Genomic DNA, 22,163 nt, shown 5'->3' on the forward strand with positions numbered 1-22,163 from the left:
AAAAATGATAGAGTTAAAGGAGCTTTTATAATGGTGAAAGTAAGTATTATTGTTCCTATTTATAAAGTAGAAAAATACTTAAAACGGTGTTTAGAATCGTTAGTGTCACAAACGTTTCAAGAAATAGAGATTATTTGTGTGAATGATGGAAGTCCTGATCAATCACAAAAAATCGTTGATGAATACGTCGAAAAATACCCTCACCTTGTCAAAGGTTATTTAAAAGAAAATGGGGGATTAAGTGATGCAAGAAATTATGGATTAAATCTTGCATCGGGAGATTACGTTGCCTTTATTGACAGTGATGACTGGGTTGAACCTGAGATGATTGAAAAAATGTATAGGGCGGCGAGAGAGCAAGAGGCTGATTTAGTAATCTGTGACTTTGTCATGGATTGGGAGACGAAGGAAAAAGAAAGTCTGTATATTTCAGGGATAAGACAGGAATCTACTGACTTTATGAGGAACGTGTTGTTAAGCGGTCCATCTGCCTGGAATAAATTATATAAAAAAGATTTATTTTTAAAGACAGATATCCGTTATCCAAAGGGATTATGGTATGAAGATCTAGCAACGACGTTAAGACTTATCATGAATACGAATAAAATTGCCCATGTTAAAGAAGCATTTGTTCACTATATTCAACGTGAAGGGTCTATTATGGCAACCTTAAATGAAAAAGTATTAGATATTTATAAAGTACTTGAGCTTATAGAGGACTATTATAAATCAAATGGATATTACGATCAATATAAGGATGAAATAGAATTCCTTTATGTTGAACACGTTATTTTAACTAGTCTTTTGAATTGGCGAAAGTTTGAGAATGGTGACCTTTATTTGAAAAAGGCGATTTCTTATATGAATAAAAAGTTTCCAAAATGGGTTGAGAACCCGTATATTCAGAAACAATCTAAAAAAGAAAAGGTAGTGTTCAAGTTATTGTATCACAAACATTTTCTCATTTTAAAAACCATTTTGTTTATTAAACAACATACCGTCAATAAAGTGAAATCGGTTAGGTCCTAGTTCATCGGAAATATAGTTGTAAGTAGAGTATATATAAGACAAGGTCAGGAATACGGAGTCTTGTTTAATCAAAACAATAAAACAAGTCGATGCGACCTCTTATTTAAGTGAGTTTTGCTTGATTGTAGGTAAGCTAAAAAAACTGTTGTAAATGAAGGGAGTGTAGGATAAAAGAATGAATCCAATCATTAGTATTATCGTTCCAATTTATAATGTAGAAAAATATCTTGCTCGGTGTTTAAACTCTTTAGTCAATCAGACGATGAAGGAAATTGAAATTATTTGTGTCAATGATGGAAGTCCTGATCAATCCCAAGTGATTATTGATGAATTTGTTAAAGATTATCCTAAGCAGGTAATCTCCATCATTAAGCAAAATGGAGGGCTAGCGGATGCCCGAAATCACGGTCTTCATTACGCTCGAGGAGAATATGTGCTCTTTATCGATAGTGACGACTGGGTTAGTCACGACATGTGCGAGAAGATGTATCAATTACTTCTATCTACTCAAGCGGATATTGTGGTTTGTGATCTTAATAATGTCTATGACGGGGGGCGAATTGAGACGGTATCTTGTGGGAACTTTGAGTCTGGAAGTGTGAAGACTCATCCCTCTTTATTGACGATTGACAACAGTGCGTGTAATAAGTTATTTAAAAAATCATTATTCGAAGATATTAAGTTTCCAGTCGGAATATGGTATGAGGATTTAGGTTGTATCCCGATGGTTTTAGCTAACGCTTCTAAGATTGTAAAGATTAATGAACCTTTTTATCAGTACTTTCAACGTGAAGGATCCATCATGAACACGTATTCAACAAAAAGCTTGGATATCTATACGGCACTTGGCTTAATTAAAGAACATTTTAAAGAGGATTATCAAGAAGAAGTGGAATATTTATACATCAAAAATTTAATATTTTATGGGTGTTCACGTCAACTAAATGTGAAAGATGCAGGGGAGTATTTAAATCGAGCGATTGATTTTATGCATGAATATTACCCAAATTGGTTAAAAAATAAATATGTTAAAACGTATTCTTTTAAAGATCGTCTAATTTTAACTTTGTATAAGTATAAATTATTTTTTATTGTTCGATGGTTATTAGCAGGTAAACACTTCTTAAAAAAGAAATTGAAATAGGCTACGCCTTGTCATAAATCAAAGATAGGAAGTGAAACGATGTCAAAGAAAATTTTATTTGTAACAGATGAAATGACACTTGGAGGCGTCTCTCGAGTATTAAATAATTTATTGCAGGAATTAGGGGCAAACACCTCTCATGAAATAGATGTTTTAGTCTTACATAAACACGGAGAGATGTTAAAGGATATTCCAGCGAACATTCGTGTTATTGAGGGGTCGCCTTTCTTTAAGGTCATTGATCAACCATTAAATCAGGTGATAAAAAGTAAAAATCTTCGTTTAATTTTAAATAAATTATATTTATTTTTTTTAATGAAGACGGGAAGCATAGGTAAAAAAATTCAGGCTGAGCGGAAAAAAATGAAATTAGATTCTTACGATGTAGAAATCGCATTTAAGGAAGGTTTTTGTACCATTTTTGTGGCATATGGGAATAGTCGTAAAAAGATTAATTGGGTTCATTTAGACTATAAAAAACAAAATTTTTCAGCCAATCATATGCCTTTAATGAAAAAGGTGTTACAATTGATCGATGAAAATGTGGCTGTTTCAAGGGTTGCAGCGAAATCTTATCAAGAGGTTTTTGGTTTAAAAGAAGAGGTTAAAGTCATTCATAACGTCATTCAAGAAAAAATGATTAAAGAAAAATCAAAACAAGAAGTACCACAGGAATATGTCAAATTATTTAAAGGTGACGCGTTAACATTTATAAGTGTTGGTCGATTGGTTGAACAAAAGGGGTACGATCGCCTAATTAACATTCACCGTAGGCTTATGAGTGAGGGGTTTGATCATCAGATTATGATTATTGGAAGTGGTGAAGATGAAGCGGCACTTCGTCAAGCAATAGAAGAGTTTGGGTGTCAAGAAACTTTCAAACTCATTGGATTTAAGGAAAATCCATTTGCTTATTTTAAGCTTGCTGACTGTTTTTTACTTCCGTCAAGGTATGAGGGGTTACCAACCGTTGTGTTTGAGTCATTTATTTGCAAAACGCCTGTTATTGCAACTGAGGTTGCAGGAATCGAAGAACAATTAAAAGGAGATCAATATGGGCTTGTTACAGAAAATAATGAGGAAAAATTTTATGAGGCAATGAAAAATGTGTTAGTAAATCCGTCTTTATTAACCGCAATGCGTCAAAATTTAGAAAATTATCATTATAAAAACAGTGTTATTATTGATCAATTTAATCAATTAGTGGAGGGGACATATGGTAAATAGGTTTAGAGAAATGGATAGAGTTAAGGTTTTTTCAGTAGCGGTATTTGTATTGTTAGTGATTCAGCCCATTCTTGAGCTGGATTATCTTGCAAACGATTTTTTAAAGGGATATGGGCTTATCGTTCCATCAACGATTATTCGTTTTTTAGGCCTTCCAGTTTTAGCAATGATAGGGTTCTTTTTTATTGATAAAAATAAGAAGAAATCTTTTCCATTCCTATTGGGTTGTGCTCTTGTCATTGGAATTTATTCAGTTTTTCACCTTATTGGAATGAAAAAATTAGATATTCATTTACCGGCTAATTTTAGGGCTGACTTTAAAATAGAGATTAAATACATTTTAATTCTGGTGCTGCCTTTTTTAATGATGTATTGCACATATTTAGCCCAGTTTACAAAAGAGACACTTAATAAATTAGTGATCAGTGTCTCACTTATTACATGTTCTGTTATCTTTATAACGAATATTTTTCATGTTTCACTAGGAAGTTATGGTGGAATGACAGAAGCTAACTTTATTTCGTGGTTTACGGAAAGTTATCGTGAGGGACTAGATCCTAAGTTACTTATGTCAAAAGGTTGGTACCCTGCGGCCAACGTGTTAGGGGCCTTATTATTTATGTTATTGCCGTTATTGTATAAGGTTTTATACGAGATGAAACGAAAATGGCCAATTGTTTTACTCATCATGTTACATTCACTTTGTATGATGATGATCGGAACACGCGTGGCTACACTCGGTGTTGTTTTAGTTGCTATTGCGGCATTGTTTAGTTATATTGGATGCAGTGTTTTAAGGTTAAACCCCTTTAGATTAAAGTTTTTTATGATTATTATTGCGATGATTGCTCTAACAGTTGTTGTGTATCCGTATACGCCAGCCATTAAATATCAGGAGAGTAATACGCAATTAATTAAAAATTTAAAGGAAGAAGAAGAGAAGTCCGACGGAATTAACCAAATGTCAAATCAAGTGGAGCAACTTCAAAAACACGTCGATGATAAAGAGGGAAAAGACGCTGTGTTGATTGCCGTATTGAGGGAAAACTCATATTTATTTACGTTCCCATCTATTTATTACGATAAAAGTTATCCGATTGAGTTTGATCCAGAATTTTGGAACTTTGTGTTAAATGAACCATTTGAAAAGCGAAGCGATGGACGAAAATTACAAAAATTATTTGCAGAGTATAAATGGGATATGATGGATACTAAAGAAAAAATGTTAGGAATGGGCTTCTCGAGATTGAGTGAAGGAGAATTGATCCTTGAACAAGATGGATGGCGCCAACTTTATACAATGGGATTCGTTGGAGTTATTTTATTTGTTGGTCCTTATTTATTACTGGTGTTCCTTTCAACCATTAGAGCATTACTCCAGTTTAAGAAGGTTGTTAAGTTTAGTAACTTAATGCTTCTTTTATCGGTAGGGGTTGGGCTTGGAGCTGCTTACTATAGTGGTCATGTAATAGATGAACTATTTACCAATTTATATTTAGGATTTATTGCGATGACCTTATTTTTATGTACTTCTGTAAAAAATGTTAATATAGAAAGATAAGGTGAAATCATGCCCAAGGTAAGTGTCATTGTACCCGTTTATAATGTGGAGAACTATTTAGAGCGTTGTTTAGAATCGTTGGTTCGCCAAACGCTCGAAGATATTGAAATTATTGTTGTTAACGATTCATCTCCTGATGAATCGCATGTGATTATTGAACGCTATCAAGCACGTTATCCAAATAAGATTAAAAGTTTAATAAAACCAAACGGTGGATTATCAGATGCAAGAAACTATGGAATGAAACATATGCGTGGAGATTATTTTGGGTTTGTTGATGGTGATGACTACGTAGATGAGACGATGTTTGAAAAGCTATACGACGCGGCGATGAAGGCGGATGCTGAGGTAACGACGTGTGATTTTTATTGGGCATACCCCGATCAACTCAAGCGTCAAATAGATGGACCTTACCATCATTCAAAAGAGATGCTCGTTGAGATGATGCCTACGGTGTGGAATAAGCTCTATAAAAGAAGTTGGTTTGAAACATTAGGAATTGAATTTCCAGTTGGATTAAGGTATGAAGATAGTTCCTTTTCCATCCGGGTAGCCCCGTTTATAAAAAAAATAGCTTATGTTTCCGAACCCCTTGTTTACTATGTTCAACGACAAGATTCGATTACTTATACGCAAAATGCAAAAGTGGGCGATATGTTAACTGTTTTTTATGATATTTTTGATTTTTATAAGTGTCATGGTCTTGAGGAAGAATATCATGAGGAGCTCGAATATTTAACATTAAAGTATTTTTTAGGAAGTTCATTTTTAAGGGCGTCTCAAATAGGAGATAAAAAAGACCGAGAGCGGATTTTAAACGAGGGATGGCGTTTGTTAAATGAATGTTTTCCCAATTGGAAGAAAAATCGATATCTTATGAGTAAAAAAGATAAAAAACATCTATATTACAAGTGTACGAATCGATTGTTTTATCAGATGTTATCAAGGGTCATTTATCTGACGAAGGTTAAATTTAAAAAATAATGCGGTGATTAGACGTGAAAAAAGGAAAAGTTTTATTTTGTTCAAGTGCAGGCGGCCATTATACGGAGCTGTTGCAGTTAAGTCATTTAATCGAAAAATATCACGGCGTGATTGTCACGGAGAAAACGAAGATTTCTCAGGATAGTGTTTTTCCAACTGAGTATTTAATGTATTGTTCGAAGAATGATGGTTGGATTTATATTTTTGAATATCTCTACGTTTGGCTCATTTCATTTATTTATTTTATGAAGTACAATCCAAAAGTAATTGTTTCAACGGGTGTTCATTCAACTATTCCGATGTGTGTTTATGGTCGTCTATTCGGACGGAAGGTTATCTATATTGAAACGGTTGCCAATGTTCATAGCCCGTCAATGAGTGGAAAATTGATGTATAAGATTGCGACGGATTTTTATATTCAATGGGAAGAATTATTAGAAGTTTATCCGAATGCTATTGTAGGAGGGTGTTTATTTTGATTTTAGTTTTATGTGGAACTCAAAAGCAAGATTTTACGCGATTACTCCGTTTAGTTGAACAGGTAGCCGATCAGGAAGAAGTCGTGGTGCAAGCCGGGCATAATCAGTACAAAACGAATAAAATGAAATTATTTGATTTTACGTCAAATGATGAGATGGAAAAGTTATATCAGAAAGCTGATCTGATTGTGACGCATGCAGGGGCAGGTTCGATTTTACAAGGTGTGAAAAGTCAAAAAAGAATTATTGCTGTTCCGCGGTTGAAAAAATACCAGGAGCATGTAAACGACCATCAAATTGAGTTGGCAAATAAATTAGAGGAACTTGGCTGTATTTTAACTTACCATGACGGAGAGGACTTTCTTGAGTTGTATGAGCGTGCTAAAAAATTTACGCCAGCAAAGTTTCAACAAAAGGGCAATATGGAATCGCTCATTGATCAACGATTAGATAAATATTTAAAATAGGGTGAGAAAAATGAAGCAAGCTTTTTTAATGATGGCACACAAAAATGAAGAGCAAACGAAGCGGCTCATTGAATGGATTGCCGATGAAAACCATCAGGTCTATGTTCACATTGATCAAAAAAGTGAGGAGATGTTTGTTTCGTTAAGTCAATATTTTAATGAAAATCCTCATGTATTTTTTGTTAAACAACGAATTAGTATTCATTGGGGTGGTTATTCTCAGGTTTTAGCGATGGTGGCGTTATTAAAACAAACCAGAGGAAAAACGTATGATTTTTATCACCTAATTAGTGGACAAGATTTATTTATTAAATCAAAGGAAGAGGTTACACGTTTTCTTCAACAATATGTTGGGCATCAATTTTTAGAGGTTCGTAAAAATCAGGATTATTGGCGGGTGAAGGGGTATTATCTATTAACAGATTGTAAATATAATCGTGCTCGTCCGCTTGCCAAGGTGAATGCGTTCCTTTCCTCCCTGTATAAAAGATTTCCGATGCGTCCTAACTTAAAGGGGTTTACTGTTTACAAGGGGGCAAACTGGTTTACATTATCGGGTGATTGTGTGACGTATGTGCTTGATTATTTACAACAACATCCGGAGTTTATTCGCCAGTTTAAACATACGATTTGTGCAGATGAGCACTTTATACAGACCCTTATTTTAAATTCACCCTTTAAAGAGAGTGTGATTAATCGAACACTTCGGGAAATTCAATGGGATGGTGGCGCTAATCCTAAGACGTATACGATGTCAGATGCCGATTTGCTGCTCGATAGTCCAGAATTATTTGCTCGCAAGTTTGATAGTGATGTCGATTGTGAGATTATTGATTGGGTTTACTGTAAGATAAAATAAAAAAGAAGGTATCGTCATTTAGACAGATACCTTCTTTTTTTAGATAAAATAAAAACACAAGCCGGGGCTTGTGTTTTCTCCGAAGTACCGTAGGTGTTAGGATATAAACCCGCTAAATTAGCAGGTGGGCATCGTATCTAATACGTTAGGAGTCCTAGGCGGAAAAGGCTAGGCATTCAACACGGTATTAGCGAATCGGATTCCCTTATCAGAAGTGTTCGGATTTAAAGAACTAATCACCTTACGCATACCTCAGATGTTGTTTAAATTCTATCATGTTCTGAGATAAAAAACAAGAGTTTACAGATATAAATAAATGATTTTATAGAGGGTTCAAGAAAGCTAAAAAAAGCACGAGAATTATTTCTCGTGCTTAACTTAATGGGCCCAAATTGCCGTAAGTGTTAGGATAAAAACCCGCTAAGGTAGCAGGTGGGTATCCTGTCTAATATATTAGGAGTCTTAACCAAAGAAGTGGTTAAGCATTCAACACCATATTAGAACGCCAGATTCCCTTATCAGAGATGTTCGGATTCAACAACTAATCACTATACGCACAATCTAGGGATGATTAAGTAGAAGAGTATATTCGTTACAATCCACGTAGGGAAATTCAGAATATACGTCATCAAGAAGGGCAATAATGAATTGAACATATCAACGATATATAAAATTATTGGATAGGCAGCGACTTGATATTGCATACTCTAAATCCGAAATATAAGTATTTTAACTTCAATAAATACTCACTGTCTATTTACTTCTCTTCTTGACAATACTATTATGAGCAGAGTCTTTTAAAATAATACATCTTTATGATAAAAAAATAAAAAAAATGATGAACTATTTAGTGTGGGTGAGGCCATCCTGTTTTACAAGAAGAAAGAAGGTGAAAAATGAGACGATTTATTTGTATATATGTAGTAATTTGAAGATAATAACGGTATAATCGGTTTATAAAAATAGAAGCGTAAGGAGTATCACAAATATGTTACATCAATTTTCTAGAAATGAATTAGTTTACGGTCCCGAGGGAACAGAAATTTTAAAAAATAGTACAGTTGCGATTTTAGGTATTGGTGGTGTAGGTTCTTTTGCCGCGGAAGCATTGGCACGTACAGGAGTTGGAACCCTCATTTTAATCGATAAGGATGTAGTAGATATAACGAATGTGAACCGTCAAATTCATGCGACACTTAAGACGGTAGGAAGACCAAAGGTTGAAGTGATGGCCGAACGAATTGCCGAGATTAATCCAAACTGCCGTGTGGTTCAACTCCATATGTTTTATAATGAGGAAACAGCACCGCAACTTTTTGACTATCCGATTGATTTTATCGTTGATGCTTCAGATACGATTACGTTCAAAATTCACTTAATTAAGCAATGTTTGCGACGTAAGATTAAATTTATCTCTTCAATGGGAGCCGCTAATAAATTGGATCCGACACGGTTTGAAATCGCAGATATTTGGAAAACATCGTATGATCCAGTCGCTAAGGTGATTCGAACAAAATTGAAGAAGGAAAAGATCAGTGGGAAAATTCCAGTTATTTATTCAACAGAGAGTCCAATTATTGGTCGAGAAGACACGTTGAAAGTTGTTGGTAAGGAGGAGAGCGAAGTTCGTAAACAACAATTACCGCCTGCTTCAAATGCTTTTGTTCCAAGTGTTGCAGGGTTGATTGCAGCAAGTTATGTGGTTCGAGAATTAACAAAATCTATTCCGATTCAACGTAAAGGACAGTAAGGGCTTCTTTATGTAAATAAGTTAAGTTAGATGAGGAGTCTCCATTGATGATTGAAAGAAGATTTATTCAAAAGGATTAGCCATGCTAATCTTTTTTTAAATAGTCATCAACTTATATACCAAAAAAAGGATTAACGTGATAGAATATAATTATTTTGAATGGATTGAAAAGGGAGTGAGTTGATTCGAACATGAAAAGGATTCAAGAAGTTATAAAGAAAAAAGCCAAGGAGTATGAAGAGCGACGTGTTTATGTTAAATGCCAAACGCAACATTTTTTAATGGTGACTGTTCTTTTAATTCTATTAGGGATATTTGTGGAATTTGCTTATTATTCCACGATTGGCCAGTTAGGTCAAAAGATAGCATTTGAAATAGTAAAAGTACACGTTGTGAAGTTTGGGGGGATTGTGGGTTATGCGTTTCTAATAGACTGGTTAGCTGCTTTTTTAGTGGGAACACTTCCGCGCCAATTAAAGGAAGGATTACTTTTTCCACTTCATAGGCCAACGGTTTTAAACACAATGTTATTAATTTTAATGTTTTCCTTAGACGCACCTATTTCTGTTTTTTGTGTGGCCATAACAGTTGTTGCCCTTTTTTCACAAAATACCCGTCATGGATATTCCTATTATACCTTTCACCCGGTCTTGATTGCTTATGTAGTAGGTGTAATTGGCCTTATGGCAACTCAATATAATTTAGGATTAACTGATATTTCACCTTCATTGACAGCCCCATATAGGACGACCGTCTATGAGCTTCATTCATCATTGACTGCTTTTAAACAGCATTATTATTCGATGACGAATGTTATTTTTGGTTTATTTGAAGGGGGAATGAGTTATACGTTAATTATTCCGTTATGTGTTAGTGCCTTGTTTTTAATGCGACGCCGCGTCATTGAGTGGCGGGTTGTCGTCGTTTATTTTTTAGGCTACATTTTAACGGGTGGATTAATGGGAATCTTAATCGGACAACCCCTTTGGTTGACGGTACTTTTTTTACTGAATGGATCGATCGTATTAAGTGGGATTTTTCTGTTACCAGATGCGGTTACCTTTTCTCGAATTGTTTCATTTAAATATATTTATGTGGTAGGTGCAGCGGTGTTATCGGCTGTTGGTTGTTATTTTGTACACTTTGTCATTGCTCCTTATTTGGTGCTTCTGCTCTTACAAGGACTTGTTTTTTTAGTCGGTCAAATGAAGCGGTTGGGGTGAGGACACCGCCATTGAAACTTAGATGAAGGCTCTACTTTACCAGGTGGGGCCTTTTTAATAAGGATGTTTATTAAAAAAGGGAATGGAGTAGAAATTTTTTTTACGACTATCGGAAGAGCTTGTGCTCCTTAGTAAACGAGATATTTATGGATATAGAGAAAAATAAGCATAATTGAGGTTGATAAACTTATAATATAAAGACAAGGGTAGCAATGATTTGAGTTAATGAGGTGATAGAGATGGATGAATTTTTTAATAAACATCATCGGATGATACGTTATGTTTTATATTCAGTGGCCTTTTTAGTCAGTTTAGTAATCCTATTTTTATTCATTCAGACATCCGCCGTATGGAAAAAAATTTGGGGAGAAGTATTTAGTAGTCTATTTCCATTTTTCGTGGCCTTTTTACTGGCCTATTTAATTCATCCGCTTATTTTATGGATAGAACGATTACGATTGCCTCGTGTAATCTCAGTTACCTTATTTTATGGGGGAGTTTTTGGGGGATTATATGGAGGTATTTCTTGGTTTTTGCCAACATTGATACGTGAGGTTCATGATTTAATTTTAAATTTACCGACCTATTTAACGGCCATTCAAAATCAATTACTTCTTTTTGATCATGAGATGGGGCTTCATTTAAGTGAGTTCTTTTTTAGTCAGTATCCTTCTTGGATGGGGGCAATTTCTGAACATATTCAGGAAGTAAGTAGCTTTACCTTTAATTTGATTTTCTCCATTATAGGTTCGCTCATGTTTATTGTCATCGTACCAATTGCATTATTTTACTTCTTAAAGGATTATGAAAAAATAGTTAAAGGATTGGTCGGTGTTTTTCCTAGTCAATATCGTCCTCATGTCGTGAGAATTTCACAACTTTTAGATCGGTCGCTAGGTGAATATATTCGAGGGGTCTTTTTAGTGATGGTCTGTGTGTCTTTGATTGCAACAGTCCTCTTAATGTTTGCAGGCATTGATTATGCTTTATTATTTGGGTTTTTAATCGGTCTTACCGATTTTATTCCGTTCATTGGACCATTTATCGGTGCGATTCCAGTTATTATCTTTGCATTGTCTATTTCGTGGAATAAGGTCATTGTTGTAATTATTATTTTAGGAATTTTACAGGCAATCGAGGGGAATTTTTTACAACCTTTTATTATTGGTAGAAATTTAGATATGCACCCCCTGTTTATTATGATTTTAATGATGCTTGCGGGAAGCTTTTTTGGTCTGATGGGAATCTTTTTTGCAATTCCTGTCTTTCTTGTCGGACGGACGTTAGTGACGTACGCGATTCAGATAAAACGGGGAACTAAATAGGTGGAAGACTTAGGCGGATTTTGTAATTATTTTGTAATAATTGTTTTAAAATAAAACGTTTTTTGGTAAAATGAAGCGTGTGTTGTTTGTAAGACGTCTTCATTTTTTTTATTTTAAAAGACGGGAAAATGAACAGAACAAAGAATATTTTTATTTTTTGATATAATCTTTCAAACTTCAGCTATACTAAAGAAGGCTTAGATCGTTTTTGATCAATGTAATGAGGAGGTACCTTATGAAGGCGAGTAAATATATCGATCATACTGTTTTAAAACCTGAAACAACGAAGGCGCAAATTTTAGCGTTATGTGAAGAGGCAAAAGCGCATGATTTTGCTTCTGTTTGTGTAAATCCAACGTGGGTTTCATTATGTGCCGATCAGTTAAAAGGAACAGACGTAAAGGTTTGTACAGTTGTTGGATTTCCTTTAGGGGCAACGTTTAAAGAAGTTAAAGCATTCGAAACAAAGTGTGCCATTGAAGCAGGGGCAACTGAGATTGATATGGTTATCAATATTGGTGCAGCGAAAGATGGTGACTGGGAATTAGTGTACGAAGATGTAAAAAGTGTCGTTGATGCAGCCAACGGTACACTAGTTAAAGTAATTATTGAAGCTTGTTTATTAACAGATGAAGAAAAAGTAAAAGCTTGCCAGATGTCAGTGAAAGCAGGTGCCCACTTTGTGAAGACATCAACTGGATTCTCAACTGGCGGAGCAACTGTTGAAGATGTGCGTTTAATGCGTCAAACAGTTGGAGAAACTGTAGGTGTAAAAGCAGCTGGTGGTGTTCGTACATCAGATGATATGAAAGCGATGGTAGAAGCCGGAGCAAACCGTATTGGTACTTCAGGTGGAGTTGCTTTAGTTCAAGGAAAAGATAATACGACAGCATACTAAAATTTATACATAAGTAAGGAGCGAGATTTATGACAATTCCTACACCGCATATTCAATGTAGTGAACCTGGCTTAATTGCCGAAACTATTTTATTACCAGGAGACCCTTTACGTGCTAAATTTATTGCCGACACGTATTTAGAAGACGTGGTACAGTTTAATACTGTTCGTAATATGTTTGGGTATACAGGAACTTATAAAGGGAAAAAAATCTCTGTAATGGGTTCTGGAATGGGGATCCCTTCAATTGGTATTTACTCTTATGAATTAATTCACTTTTACGGTGTGAAAAATTTAATTCGTATTGGCTCTTGTGGGGCTATCCGTGAAGATGTTAAAATTCGTGACGTATTAATTGGAATGGGTGCTTGTACAAATTCAAACTATGCGGCTCAATATGAGCTTCCAGGAACATACGCACCTATTGCCTCATGGGAATTATTAAATAAAGCTGTAAATGTTGCAAAAGAAAAAGGAATCGAAGTTAAAGTAGGAAACATTTTATCTTCAGATACATTCTATGACGCTCAAAAAGACTCATGGAAAAAATGGGGCGCAATGGGCGTTATGGGGGTTGAAATGGAGGCTGCTGCCTTATATATGAATGCGGCTTATGCAGGAGTTAATGCGCTATGTTTATTAACTGTTTCTGACTCATTAGTGACACATGAAGCAACGACTCCAGAAGAACGTCAAAATACGTTTACGCAAATGATGGAGATTGCATTAGAGTTAGCGTAATCTTAATTAAAAAGAACAACCTCTAAGGGGTTGTTCTTTTTGTATCAAGTTTAAGAATGTTTATGAAAAGAAAAATTTTAAAAAAGAGTGAAAGTTCTGACTAAAAGAAGGCAACAAATCATAAAATAGTGAAAGAGTGAGTTTTAACGTGTACTCTATCGTGTTTAATGAGGAAAATCTGAAGAGATTTAGGTGAGGTGTGCCCACTAGTTTAAAATGGCTTTTTTTGTTAACAACAATCAATGGACTAATAAAATGGCCGAATTCTCTTCAAAACATCCGTGTATTAATTCATATTAGAAAAATAGGTGGTGACTCTATGGAAGTTCGTCAATTTGATGATTTAGGTTATACTTTAACAACAATAAAAACGGATAAATTTAAAACGAATCTTATTTCAGTTTCATTCCAGTCGGAGATCAATCGTGACACAGTGACGAAGCGTTCATTATTACCTTATGTTTTACGTGGGGCAACAGAGAAATATCCTTCGAAAAAGGCGTTAAATACTTACCTAGAATCGCTCTATGGAGCTTCGTTATCAACGACAGTTGAGAAAAGAGGGAAAACGCATAATATTAAATTCTATCTTTCTTTAGCAAATGAGAAATTTTTAGGTCACCAAGAGCCTTTACTAGAAGAGGGAGTCGCGCTTTTAAAAGAAGTTATCTTAAAGCCATTGCTGGTAGATGGTGCTTTTAAGGAGCAAGTGGTTGACATTGAAAAACGTTTATTAAAAGAATATATTGAGTCGATTTATGATGATAAAGTCTCATATTCTTTACAAAAGCTCGTTGAAAACATGTGTCAAGGTGAGACGTTTAGTATCAATTCGATTGGATATGCCGATGATTTAGCTGAAATTAACGGGAAAAATTTAATGAAAACGTATGAGGAAATGTTAAACAATAACCAAGTTAGCGTTGCAGTTGTTGGGGACATTGACCCACAACATGTTTATGAAATATTTAGTAAACAGTTTAACTTTGCTCACCGAAGCGTCAATCAAGAAGTTATTGATCATGAAGATAAAGTCATCCAAGAAGTGAAGGTCATTAAAGAGGTTCAAGATATTTCACAAGGTAAATTAAATATCGGATATCGTACGCATACACGAATCGACGATGATGATTATTTACCATTGCTCGTATTCAATGGAATTTTTGGAGGATATGCGCACTCGAAATTGTTTATGAATGTGCGTGAGAAGGAATCGCTTTGTTATTACTGTGCCTCTCGCTTAGATAATTATAAAGGAGTCATGTATGTATACTCAGGGATTGAGTCACAAAATTATGACAAGGCTCTTAAAATCATTGATGAGCAATTAAAAGATATGGTGTCTGGTAATTTTAGTGAGAAAGAAATAGACTTAGCGAAAAAATCTTTAATTAATTCAAAATTAGAATCTATGGATCAAGCTTCAGGAATGATGGCTCACGAAGCATTAAATAAATTATTAAAACATCCATTAAGTGTTGAAGAATGGGTAGCAGCGGTGAATGCCGTGACAGCTGAGCAAGTTGTTGCAGTAGCCAAAAAAATTAAAGAGGATACAGTCTTCTTCTTAACAGGAAAAGAGGTGGCCGAGTAATGGAATTTAAAGAGTTTCCTCAATTAAAAGAAAAATTATATTATGAACAATTAGAAAATGGATTAGAAGTTTACATGCTTCCAAAGCCAGGTTTTAATAAGTCATTTGCGACATTTACGACTAAATACGGTTCAATTGATAATCATTTTATTCCAATTGGTCAAGATGAGATGAAATTAGTGCCTGATGGAATTGCTCACTTCCTTGAACATAAAATGTTTGAAAAAGAAGATTATGATGTGTTTGAAAAATTTTCTGCACATAGTGCCTCGTCTAATGCATTTACATCGTTTACAAGAACTTGTTATTTATTTTCATGTACGAGTGATTTAAAAGAGAATTTGACGACGCTCATCGACTTTGTCCAATCTCCTTATTTTACGGAGCAAACCGTTGAAAAAGAAAAAGGAATTATTGCACAAGAGATTAAGATGTACGATGATAATCCCGATTTTCGAGCATATTATGAAATCATTGGAAACATGTTTAAAACTCATCCCGTGAGAATTGATATTGCCGGAACGGTTGAGTCGATTCAACCCATTACGGCTGAATTATTATACGAATGTTATCATACATTCTATCACCCATCAAATATGCTTTTATTTGTAATCGGGGATTTTGATGTTGAAGAAATGATGGCACTTGTTCGTGAAAATCAAGCGAAAAAAGATTATCAAAAAGAAGACCCAATTCCTCGTGAGTATCCGAAAGAAAATCCACAAGTTTTTCGTGAGGAAAGCACGTTGGAGATGGAAGTTGGGACAGCAAAAGTATTTGTTGGGGTAAAAGATGCAAGCGTCGATCAGGATGGACGTGCGTTATTGAAAAAAGAAGTTGCATTAGATATTATCTTTGATTTAGTATTTGGTAGTTCATCGACGTACTACGAAGAATTATTAGATAAAGGCTATATTAATGATACGTTCTCATATGAGACAAATTGTGAGTTATCATTTGGATTTTCAATTGTCGGAGGGGATACACGCTACCCTGATGAATTGGCTAAAAGTATTAAGGATAAGCTTTTAACCATTCCAACCATGTCAATTGATGAGTCTGAATTTACACGAATTAAAAATAAAAAAGTTGGACGCTTCCTATCAGCTTTAAACTCAGTTGAGTTTATTGCAAATCAATTTACACAATATGCTTTTAATGGTGTTCAATTATTCTCAATCTTAGATATTTTAGAGGAGTTAAGTTTACAAGATTTGCAAACGATTGCGAAAGAATATTTTATTGAAGATCGCATGAGCACATTTAAATTACTCCCTAAACAATCGTAAAAAGCTCTCATATGAGAGCTTTTTTTTAGATTTATTTCATCCTATCAAAAGGTTGCATTTTAATAGATTTAGTCAGGAAAATAAAAAAAGGGGAGAATTAGTGGGGGGCACTAATTCTCCCAGAGGGGAATAGTATAAGGTTTTTGGAATTTTAACAAAAAAAGTTTGTTAAAATTTAACCCAATACATTTGTTTGATGAGGGGATGTAAAAATTAAAAAATGGAATGAAAAACAATAATGAAAGGAATGTATTACATGAACGGGGGGGGGATGTTCATGAATACAGTTGTTATTATATCAAAATTCGACAAGAAAATATGTCTTTTTTGTGTCCTTTGCAGAAAAATCGACAGAATACGTTTTCAATAATTTTTAGCCTATGAGAACGAAGTGAATAAAAAAGGTTAAATTAAAAAAGGAAATCGTCGTTTTTTTGCGTATAGTTAGATGAAGACACAAAATAAAGGAGAATATTGATGCTTAATAATGTTGTTTTAGTTGGACGGGTAGTCCGTCAACCGGAATTAATGGAGACTCAGGAAGGGAAACGAGTGACGACGGTAACATTAGCGGTTCATCGTTCATTTAAAAACTCAGTGACGGGCGAATATGAGACTGATTTTATCAATGTAAGTTTGTGGGAAGGTTTAGCACATAACGTGGTAGAATATTGTGGAAAAGGTGCGATTATTGGAATTAAAGGAAGGTTAGTTCACAAAACTTATGAAATTCCTAATCATAAGTCATTGCGGGTGGTCGAGGTAGTGGCAGAAAAGGTATCGTTTATTCAAACGAAAACATCAACGATAAAAGAAAGTAGTGAACTAACAGAGATGAAAGTGGAGGAAGCTTCGGTATAAATGAAAAAATCGTCCAGTAAAAGGACGATTTTTTAGTTCCCATCTAAAACAACTTGAACTCTTGCCTGTTATCTGTCACAATAAGAAGATAAGAGTTTAAAAAGAGTGGTGATAAGGTGATTGTTACAACAGCATTTGATGAAACAGCGGAATTAGTTCAAAGGGCAAAACACCTCGCAGATGATTTATCGATTCCGTTTGTGCCAAGAAGAAAAAAAACCGTAAAGTCATTACTTGATTCTTTGGATTCTCAACTATTTGTGGTGAATAACCAAAGAGGGTTGAGTTACTATGAGAAAGGTCAAGAAGAGGTCTTTTTCCACCCTAATATGGCAATGCACCGTATTAAACAGCTTGAACGTGGGCAAACGGATAGCTTAGTTACGGCATGTGGCCTTAAAGAGGGGATGAGTTTTTTAGATTGTACGCTAGGACTAGCAAGCGATACGCTCGTAGCTAATTATCAAGTAGGACCACAGGGGAAAGTGGTGTCATTAGAAAAAAGCTTCCCATTATTTGTTTTGGTTAGGGAAGGACTTACTTATTTTGCAGCGTATGAAAAGCCGGAGTGGAAGGCGCTGATTGACCGAGTTTCTTTAGTGCGAGCAGATAATTTAGATTATTTGCGCACTTGTGAAAATGATGCCTTCGATGTCGTTTATTTTGATTTTATGTTTCATCATTCTGTAGAAAGTTCTCAGGGCATTAAAGTCATTAAGCCGGTCGTTGCTTATGATGTGATGACGGAGGACCATGTGAAGGAGGCCATTCGTGTCGCTAAAAAACGCGTAGTAGTAAAATCGGGTTATAAAAATCCTATCATTGAAAAGCTCGGGTTTACTATTTCTCGACAAAATCAAAAGCGTCACTTTTTTTATGGTGTGATTGAGATTGAGGACATGAATAAGAAGGCGGACAGCCTATGATTTCCTTGATTGTTGCCTTTGATCAGAATCACTTAATTGGATCGAAGAACCGGTTACCCTGGTTTTATAAGGAGGATCTTGATTATTTTAAGCAAATAACAACAGGACACGATTTACTAATGGGACGTTTAACCTTTGAATCTATCCTCTCCTATAAAGGGGTTCCTCTTCCAAACCGACATCACTATGTTTTAACGACGATAAAAAGTTATGACTTTAAGGAAGTAACGACGCTTACAGATGGTGTCACGTTTATCGAACATTATCCGAAAGAGAAAGAGTTATTTATTATAGGTGGCCGTTCAATATATGAACAGTTTCTTCCTTATGTCGAGCGTCTTTATATCACACATATTGAAAGGGAATTTGAGGGAGATTGCTATTTTCCACCGCTAGACTTTTCGAAATGGGTGAAAGTTAAGGAGAAAGTAAGTCATGAATTACGTTTTACTATTTATGAAAGGGTGAAGGAATAATGTTAACCATTTTATGGATTGTGCTAGGCGTTTTACTCACGGCGTTAGCACTTGTTGTAATTGTTGTTTTATGTGTGAATGCACGAGTACAGCAATTAAAGGGGGATCAATACTCTAATACTGAGCGTTTTAACTTTATTAGTTGGGTTGTTTCATGGGCGATCCCACTTATTTTTCGCGTTCGAGTTGAAGCAAAGGGGCTTGAAAAGTTAGATACAATCGAGCATGGGGTTATTTATGCGAATCATCAAAGTAACCTTGATATTGTCGCCATGTTAAAGGTGATTAAACGTCCACATGGCTATGTGGCTAAAAAAGAATTGGATCATATTTTCTTACTAAGCGATGCGATGCGTTTAATCCAGTGTCAGTTTATGGATCGAAATGATGTGAGACAATCGGTTAAGGTGATTTCGGCTGCGGCTAAGAGTGTGAAGGAAGGTCATTTAATGGTGATTTTTCCTGAGGGTACGCGTATGGTTCGGGCTGAAGTGGGAACATTTAAAGCAGGTAGTTTTAAGTTAGCCCAGAAGGCTAAGGCTGCCATTATACCCGTAACGATTTATAATAGTTATGAGGTGGCAAAACGTTGGCCGCGCCGTACTGTGATTCGTTTAGAGGTTCACGATCCTATTCCTTATGAGACTTATGCCGAGTTGCCAACAAATGATGTGTGTGAGCAAGTTGAAGCACTTATTAAAAAGCCTTTAAGCTAGATTAATAGAGATGAATTGAAAAGAGGTGACCAATCGGATCACCTCTTTTTTGATGGCCTAAGGGGCTAGTAGGTTAAGGACAGGCCTTGTTTTGCATGAGATGAAGACTAGAGGGTAGAAAGCCGTAATCTTTTCCCTTCTGAGCGTCGTTTATTTGATAAGCACAAGTAAAATAGGGTATAAAAATCAATTTTTTTCAAATACTATTTTTATCTTTGATACGGGAAGGGCGTGGATAGATGGAAGCGGAACGTGAGAAGACATCGGTTGAACCCGTAGTTAAAATTGAAGAGTGGCTATTTTTAATTTTAATTGCGATGCTTCCTATTATTAACTTCATCGTTTTTGGTTATTTTTGTTTTAATCGGCGCTTAAATGCGAATAAACGGAACTTTTCAATCGCTGTTTTAATCTATTTAGTGATTATTGTATTACTTGCGAGTTTAACGGGGATGTTATCATAAAAGGAGGGTTGTCATGAAACAGAAAAAGAGACAGCCAATTGATTATCCTGATGCTTTTACAACAGCATGGGAACAAGAGATGAATCGTTATCTTTTTGGATCGTTCCTTTCACCCGTTGATTTATCAACTGAGATGGGACAGGAATTTCATTGGTTTAAAAAATCAAAAACATCCGAGAAAAAGTAAAAGCTGTAAAGAATGTTCTTTACAGCTTTTACGTCCCAAGTGGGTAATATATTAAAAAAGATGGATGACATTTGTTGCGTCCGTATGTGATTGGTGATAATGACTGAGATATAAGTCTCGAATGATGGTTTCACGATAAACGAGTCGCACATGATTCCCTTGATATTTAATGTTACATTGCTTAAAGTAATCAATAATTCGCGCCTCGAGTTTTTGACTTGAAATTTGAGCAAAGATAATTTTCATTGTTTCTAAGTCAATCTGTTGATCGTATAGAAAAAGATAGATGACTGTTTCTTTATTTTCGCATAAGATTTTGTGTTGTCGAAACATATTTTCACCCCAATGATATCAAGTTATATTTATATTTTCCCACGACTTATGGGAAGTATTCAAAAAAACGCTTTTTTAATAGATATTTTCATGGAGACATTTCATCCGCCCCCCTGTTTAAGGTATAATTGAAAGTGTTTTTATCATAAATGGAAATAGGTGATTAGCATGCGAATGGTAGATTTAATCGCTAAAAAACGCGATCATATTGAATTAACAACTGAAGAAATTGAATGGATGATTCGAAATTATACAGATAAAGTAATCCCGGATTACCAAATGTCTGCCTTTTTAATGGCGGTTGTCTTTAATGGAATGACGCCTGCTGAACGTTTAGCTCTAACACAGGCGATGGTTGGCAGTGGGGAAGTTGTCGACTTATCAGCCATCGAGGGAATTAAAGTTGACAAACATTCAACGGGGGGAGTAGGGGATAAGACCTCTTTAATTTTAGGACCATTGGTTGCCTCAATGGGAGTTCCTGTTGCTAAGATGAGTGGAAGAGGATTAGGCCATACAGGTGGTACGCTAGATAAATTAGAATCCATTTCAGGCATGACGATTGAGCTTGATATGGAACGTTTTATCGAGCAAGTTAATGAAATTAAACTGGCTATTATCGGCCAAACTGGAAACTTAGCGCCGGCAGATAAATATTTATATGCGCTACGAGATGTGACAGCGACAGTCGAGTCGATTCCGTTAATCGCCTCTTCTATTATGAGTAAAAAGATTGCCGCGGGTGCTGATGCGATCGTTCTTGATGTAAAGTTTGGTGCCGGGGCGTTTATGAAAACATTAGAGGATGCGAAGCAGCTTGCTCAAGCGATGGTTGAAATTGGACGCGATGCCCATCGCCAGACGGTGGCCTTTTTAACAGATATGAATCAACCATTGGGGTTAGCCATTGGAAATGCGCTTGAGGTGAAGGAGGCCATTGAAACGTTGAAGGGTCATGGACCAAAAGATTTAGAGGAACTTGTGCTTCAATTAGCAAGTCAAATGGTTGTATTAGCGAAAAAGGCACCGGATGTTGAAACGGCTTATGAGCAACTTAAAGAGAAACTTCATAGCGGAGAGGCGTTTAACAAGTTTAAAGAGTTTGTTCAAGCTCAAGGCGGTGATGTTGCTCAAATCGAGAATCCTGATTTATTGCCTAAAGCAGCTTCTATTATTCCGGTTAAAGCTTCTCAAACAGGATACGTTCACCAAATCGATGCGTTATCCATTGGACTTGCAGCGATGAAACTTGGAGCGGGACGTGCGACGAAAGATGATATGATCGATATGGCTGTCGGTGTTGTTCTCGATAAAAAAGTCGGTGATTCGGTGGGTGAAGGAGATGTATTAGCTTATATTCACGCGAATCGTGTTGATAATGAAGAGGCAATCGCCTATATTCAGAAGGCGTATTGTATCTGTAAGGACCCGGTGTGTCCACCTACTTTAATTTATGATGTCATTGCCTAAGTTAATCGTTTTTTTATGTGACAAAATAGTCAATGAAAAGGTTAGCCTGCTAAGACCGAGGGGTCTTTACGGGCTAACTTTTTTTGCAGGAAGACGTATGGAGGAAATGCAACAATTTATAACAAATCAAGGGCAGATTAGGTGGATTTCGTTGTTATCTG

At 35.6% G+C, this 22,163-nt stretch carries 23 protein-coding genes and 2 other RNA genes; 22 read left to right on the forward strand and 3 right to left on the reverse strand.

The window, feature by feature from the left end:
• The first annotated feature begins 30 nt into the window (after positions 1 to 30).
• The 8 genes from VXM77_RS04255 to VXM77_RS04290 all read left to right on the forward strand — a co-directional run bounded on the left by VXM77_RS04255 (position 31) and on the right by VXM77_RS04290 (position 7,750).
• Entirely contained in the window at positions 31 to 1,029 is a 999-nt protein-coding gene (locus VXM77_RS04255) for a glycosyltransferase family 2 protein (protein ID WP_161830797.1), read from the forward strand.
• A gap of 175 nt (positions 1,030 to 1,204) precedes the next feature.
• Positions 1,205 to 2,173, forward strand: a complete 969-nt coding sequence (locus tag VXM77_RS04260; protein WP_161830798.1) for a glycosyltransferase family 2 protein — start codon at positions 1,205 to 1,207, stop codon at positions 2,171 to 2,173.
• Between the two features lie 39 nt (positions 2,174 to 2,212).
• Entirely contained in the window at positions 2,213 to 3,400 is a 1,188-nt protein-coding gene (locus VXM77_RS04265; protein WP_338507231.1) for a glycosyltransferase, read from the forward strand.
• On the forward strand, positions 3,390 to 4,961 hold the full coding sequence (locus VXM77_RS04270; protein WP_161830800.1) for an O-antigen ligase family protein: 1,572 nt from the start codon (positions 3,390 to 3,392) through the stop codon (positions 4,959 to 4,961). The genes VXM77_RS04265 and VXM77_RS04270 overlap by 11 nt, the downstream gene beginning before the upstream one ends.
• Positions 4,962 to 4,970: 9 nt before the next feature.
• Complete coding sequence (locus VXM77_RS04275; protein ID WP_262953515.1) at positions 4,971 to 5,945, forward strand: glycosyltransferase; 975 nt, start codon at positions 4,971 to 4,973, stop codon at positions 5,943 to 5,945.
• Between the two features lie 14 nt (positions 5,946 to 5,959).
• Complete coding sequence (pssD, locus tag VXM77_RS04280; RefSeq protein WP_161830802.1) at positions 5,960 to 6,424, forward strand: PssD/Cps14F family polysaccharide biosynthesis glycosyltransferase; 465 nt, start codon at positions 5,960 to 5,962, stop codon at positions 6,422 to 6,424.
• Entirely contained in the window at positions 6,421 to 6,891 is a 471-nt protein-coding gene (gene pssE / locus VXM77_RS04285; protein WP_161830803.1) for a PssE/Cps14G family polysaccharide biosynthesis glycosyltransferase, read from the forward strand. Before pssD ends, pssE begins: the two co-directional genes overlap by 4 nt.
• Before the next feature lie 10 nt (positions 6,892 to 6,901).
• The gene (locus tag VXM77_RS04290; protein WP_262953513.1) at positions 6,902 to 7,750 is read left to right on the forward strand and encodes a beta-1,6-N-acetylglucosaminyltransferase; all 849 of its coding nucleotides are present in this window, start codon (positions 6,902 to 6,904) and stop codon (positions 7,748 to 7,750) included.
• A 72-nt stretch (positions 7,751 to 7,822) separates the two neighbouring features.
• Here VXM77_RS04290 and ssrS (VXM77_RS04295) read toward each other — a convergent pair.
• Together ssrS (VXM77_RS04295) and ssrS (VXM77_RS04300) are read right to left on the reverse strand one after the other, a co-directional pair.
• Positions 7,823 to 8,012, reverse strand: a non-coding RNA gene (gene ssrS / locus VXM77_RS04295) — 6S RNA.
• 118 nt (positions 8,013 to 8,130) lie between these two features.
• A non-coding RNA gene (gene ssrS, locus VXM77_RS04300) (6S RNA) lies at positions 8,131 to 8,321 on the reverse strand.
• Between the two features lie 417 nt (positions 8,322 to 8,738).
• Here ssrS (VXM77_RS04300) and VXM77_RS04305 point away from each other — a divergent pair.
• From VXM77_RS04305 to VXM77_RS04365, 13 genes are all read left to right on the forward strand, one after another.
• Positions 8,739 to 9,500 (forward strand): tRNA threonylcarbamoyladenosine dehydratase, encoded by a 762-nt coding sequence (locus VXM77_RS04305; RefSeq protein ID WP_161830805.1) that lies wholly within the window; start codon positions 8,739 to 8,741, stop codon positions 9,498 to 9,500.
• Positions 9,501 to 9,691: 191 nt separating this feature from the next.
• Positions 9,692 to 10,723, forward strand: coding sequence for an RnfABCDGE type electron transport complex subunit D (locus VXM77_RS04310; RefSeq protein WP_161830806.1), 1,032 nt, complete (start codon positions 9,692 to 9,694; stop codon positions 10,721 to 10,723).
• Between the two features lie 239 nt (positions 10,724 to 10,962).
• The gene (locus tag VXM77_RS04315) at positions 10,963 to 12,048 is read left to right on the forward strand and encodes an AI-2E family transporter (protein WP_161830807.1); all 1,086 of its coding nucleotides are present in this window, start codon (positions 10,963 to 10,965) and stop codon (positions 12,046 to 12,048) included.
• A gap of 235 nt (positions 12,049 to 12,283) precedes the next feature.
• Entirely contained in the window at positions 12,284 to 12,946 is a 663-nt protein-coding gene (gene deoC / locus VXM77_RS04320; protein WP_161830808.1) for a deoxyribose-phosphate aldolase, read from the forward strand.
• Between the two features lie 29 nt (positions 12,947 to 12,975).
• The gene (gene deoD, locus VXM77_RS04325; RefSeq protein WP_161830809.1) at positions 12,976 to 13,686 is read left to right on the forward strand and encodes a purine-nucleoside phosphorylase; all 711 of its coding nucleotides are present in this window, start codon (positions 12,976 to 12,978) and stop codon (positions 13,684 to 13,686) included.
• Between the two features lie 319 nt (positions 13,687 to 14,005).
• Positions 14,006 to 15,280, forward strand: coding sequence for a pitrilysin family protein (locus VXM77_RS04330; protein WP_161830810.1), 1,275 nt, complete (start codon positions 14,006 to 14,008; stop codon positions 15,278 to 15,280).
• Complete coding sequence (locus VXM77_RS04335; protein ID WP_262953508.1) at positions 15,280 to 16,569, forward strand: pitrilysin family protein; 1,290 nt, start codon at positions 15,280 to 15,282, stop codon at positions 16,567 to 16,569. Before VXM77_RS04330 ends, VXM77_RS04335 begins: the two co-directional genes overlap by 1 nt.
• A 477-nt stretch (positions 16,570 to 17,046) precedes the next feature.
• Positions 17,047 to 17,430, forward strand: a complete 384-nt coding sequence (ssb, locus tag VXM77_RS04340) for a single-stranded DNA-binding protein (RefSeq protein ID WP_161830812.1) — start codon at positions 17,047 to 17,049, stop codon at positions 17,428 to 17,430.
• Between the two features lie 116 nt (positions 17,431 to 17,546).
• Entirely contained in the window at positions 17,547 to 18,356 is an 810-nt protein-coding gene (locus VXM77_RS04345; RefSeq protein WP_262953507.1) for a class I SAM-dependent methyltransferase, read from the forward strand.
• Positions 18,353 to 18,832: a dihydrofolate reductase gene (locus VXM77_RS04350; RefSeq protein ID WP_161830814.1), complete on the forward strand. Its 480-nt coding sequence runs from the start codon at positions 18,353 to 18,355 to the stop codon at positions 18,830 to 18,832. The genes VXM77_RS04345 and VXM77_RS04350 overlap by 4 nt, the downstream gene beginning before the upstream one ends.
• Complete coding sequence (locus tag VXM77_RS04355) at positions 18,832 to 19,548, forward strand: 1-acyl-sn-glycerol-3-phosphate acyltransferase (RefSeq protein ID WP_161830815.1); 717 nt, start codon at positions 18,832 to 18,834, stop codon at positions 19,546 to 19,548. Before VXM77_RS04350 ends, VXM77_RS04355 begins: the two co-directional genes overlap by 1 nt.
• Positions 19,549 to 19,787: 239 nt before the next feature.
• Positions 19,788 to 20,012, forward strand: coding sequence for a hypothetical protein (locus VXM77_RS04360; RefSeq protein ID WP_161830816.1), 225 nt, complete (start codon positions 19,788 to 19,790; stop codon positions 20,010 to 20,012).
• A gap of 13 nt (positions 20,013 to 20,025) precedes the next feature.
• The gene (locus VXM77_RS04365) at positions 20,026 to 20,199 is read left to right on the forward strand and encodes a hypothetical protein (protein WP_161830817.1); all 174 of its coding nucleotides are present in this window, start codon (positions 20,026 to 20,028) and stop codon (positions 20,197 to 20,199) included.
• A gap of 51 nt (positions 20,200 to 20,250) precedes the next feature.
• Here the strand turns inward: VXM77_RS04365 and VXM77_RS04370 are convergent, their stop codons facing one another.
• On the reverse strand, positions 20,251 to 20,532 hold the full coding sequence (locus tag VXM77_RS04370; RefSeq protein ID WP_161830818.1) for a hypothetical protein: 282 nt from the start codon (positions 20,530 to 20,532) through the stop codon (positions 20,251 to 20,253).
• Positions 20,533 to 20,700: 168 nt separating this feature from the next.
• On the opposite strand from VXM77_RS04370, the gene VXM77_RS04375 reads away from it, so the two are divergent.
• Entirely contained in the window at positions 20,701 to 22,002 is a 1,302-nt protein-coding gene (locus tag VXM77_RS04375) for a pyrimidine-nucleoside phosphorylase (RefSeq protein ID WP_338507233.1), read from the forward strand.
• Positions 22,003 to 22,163 lie beyond the last annotated feature (161 nt).

Source organism: Turicibacter sp. KK003 (assembly GCF_037014675.1).
Classification (GTDB): Bacteria; Bacillota_I; Bacilli_A; order MOL361; family Turicibacteraceae; genus Turicibacter; species Turicibacter faecis.

Coding starts and splice junctions, on each gene's coding strand:
- VXM77_RS04255 (WP_161830797.1), top strand. CDS start 31: ATGGTGAAAGTAAGTATTATTGTTCCTATTTATAAAGTAGAAAAATAC.
- VXM77_RS04260 (WP_161830798.1), top strand. CDS start 1,205: ATGAATCCAATCATTAGTATTATCGTTCCAATTTATAATGTAGAAAAA.
- VXM77_RS04265 (WP_338507231.1), top strand. CDS start 2,213: ATGTCAAAGAAAATTTTATTTGTAACAGATGAAATGACACTTGGAGGC.
- VXM77_RS04270 (WP_161830800.1), top strand. CDS start 3,390: ATGGTAAATAGGTTTAGAGAAATGGATAGAGTTAAGGTTTTTTCAGTA.
- VXM77_RS04275 (WP_262953515.1), top strand. CDS start 4,971: ATGCCCAAGGTAAGTGTCATTGTACCCGTTTATAATGTGGAGAACTAT.
- VXM77_RS04290 (WP_262953513.1), top strand. CDS start 6,902: ATGAAGCAAGCTTTTTTAATGATGGCACACAAAAATGAAGAGCAAACG.
- VXM77_RS04305 (WP_161830805.1), top strand. CDS start 8,739: ATGTTACATCAATTTTCTAGAAATGAATTAGTTTACGGTCCCGAGGGA.
- VXM77_RS04310 (WP_161830806.1), top strand. CDS start 9,692: ATGAAAAGGATTCAAGAAGTTATAAAGAAAAAAGCCAAGGAGTATGAA.
- VXM77_RS04315 (WP_161830807.1), top strand. CDS start 10,963: ATGGATGAATTTTTTAATAAACATCATCGGATGATACGTTATGTTTTA.
- deoC (WP_161830808.1), top strand. CDS start 12,284: ATGAAGGCGAGTAAATATATCGATCATACTGTTTTAAAACCTGAAACA.
- deoD (WP_161830809.1), top strand. CDS start 12,976: ATGACAATTCCTACACCGCATATTCAATGTAGTGAACCTGGCTTAATT.
- VXM77_RS04330 (WP_161830810.1), top strand. CDS start 14,006: ATGGAAGTTCGTCAATTTGATGATTTAGGTTATACTTTAACAACAATA.
- VXM77_RS04335 (WP_262953508.1), top strand. CDS start 15,280: ATGGAATTTAAAGAGTTTCCTCAATTAAAAGAAAAATTATATTATGAA.
- ssb (WP_161830812.1), top strand. CDS start 17,047: ATGCTTAATAATGTTGTTTTAGTTGGACGGGTAGTCCGTCAACCGGAA.
- VXM77_RS04350 (WP_161830814.1), top strand. CDS start 18,353: ATGATTTCCTTGATTGTTGCCTTTGATCAGAATCACTTAATTGGATCG.
- VXM77_RS04355 (WP_161830815.1), top strand. CDS start 18,832: ATGTTAACCATTTTATGGATTGTGCTAGGCGTTTTACTCACGGCGTTA.
- VXM77_RS04360 (WP_161830816.1), top strand. CDS start 19,788: ATGGAAGCGGAACGTGAGAAGACATCGGTTGAACCCGTAGTTAAAATT.
- VXM77_RS04365 (WP_161830817.1), top strand. CDS start 20,026: ATGAAACAGAAAAAGAGACAGCCAATTGATTATCCTGATGCTTTTACA.
- VXM77_RS04370 (WP_161830818.1), bottom strand. CDS start 20,532: ATGTTTCGACAACACAAAATCTTATGCGAAAATAAAGAAACAGTCATC.
- VXM77_RS04375 (WP_338507233.1), top strand. CDS start 20,701: ATGCGAATGGTAGATTTAATCGCTAAAAAACGCGATCATATTGAATTA.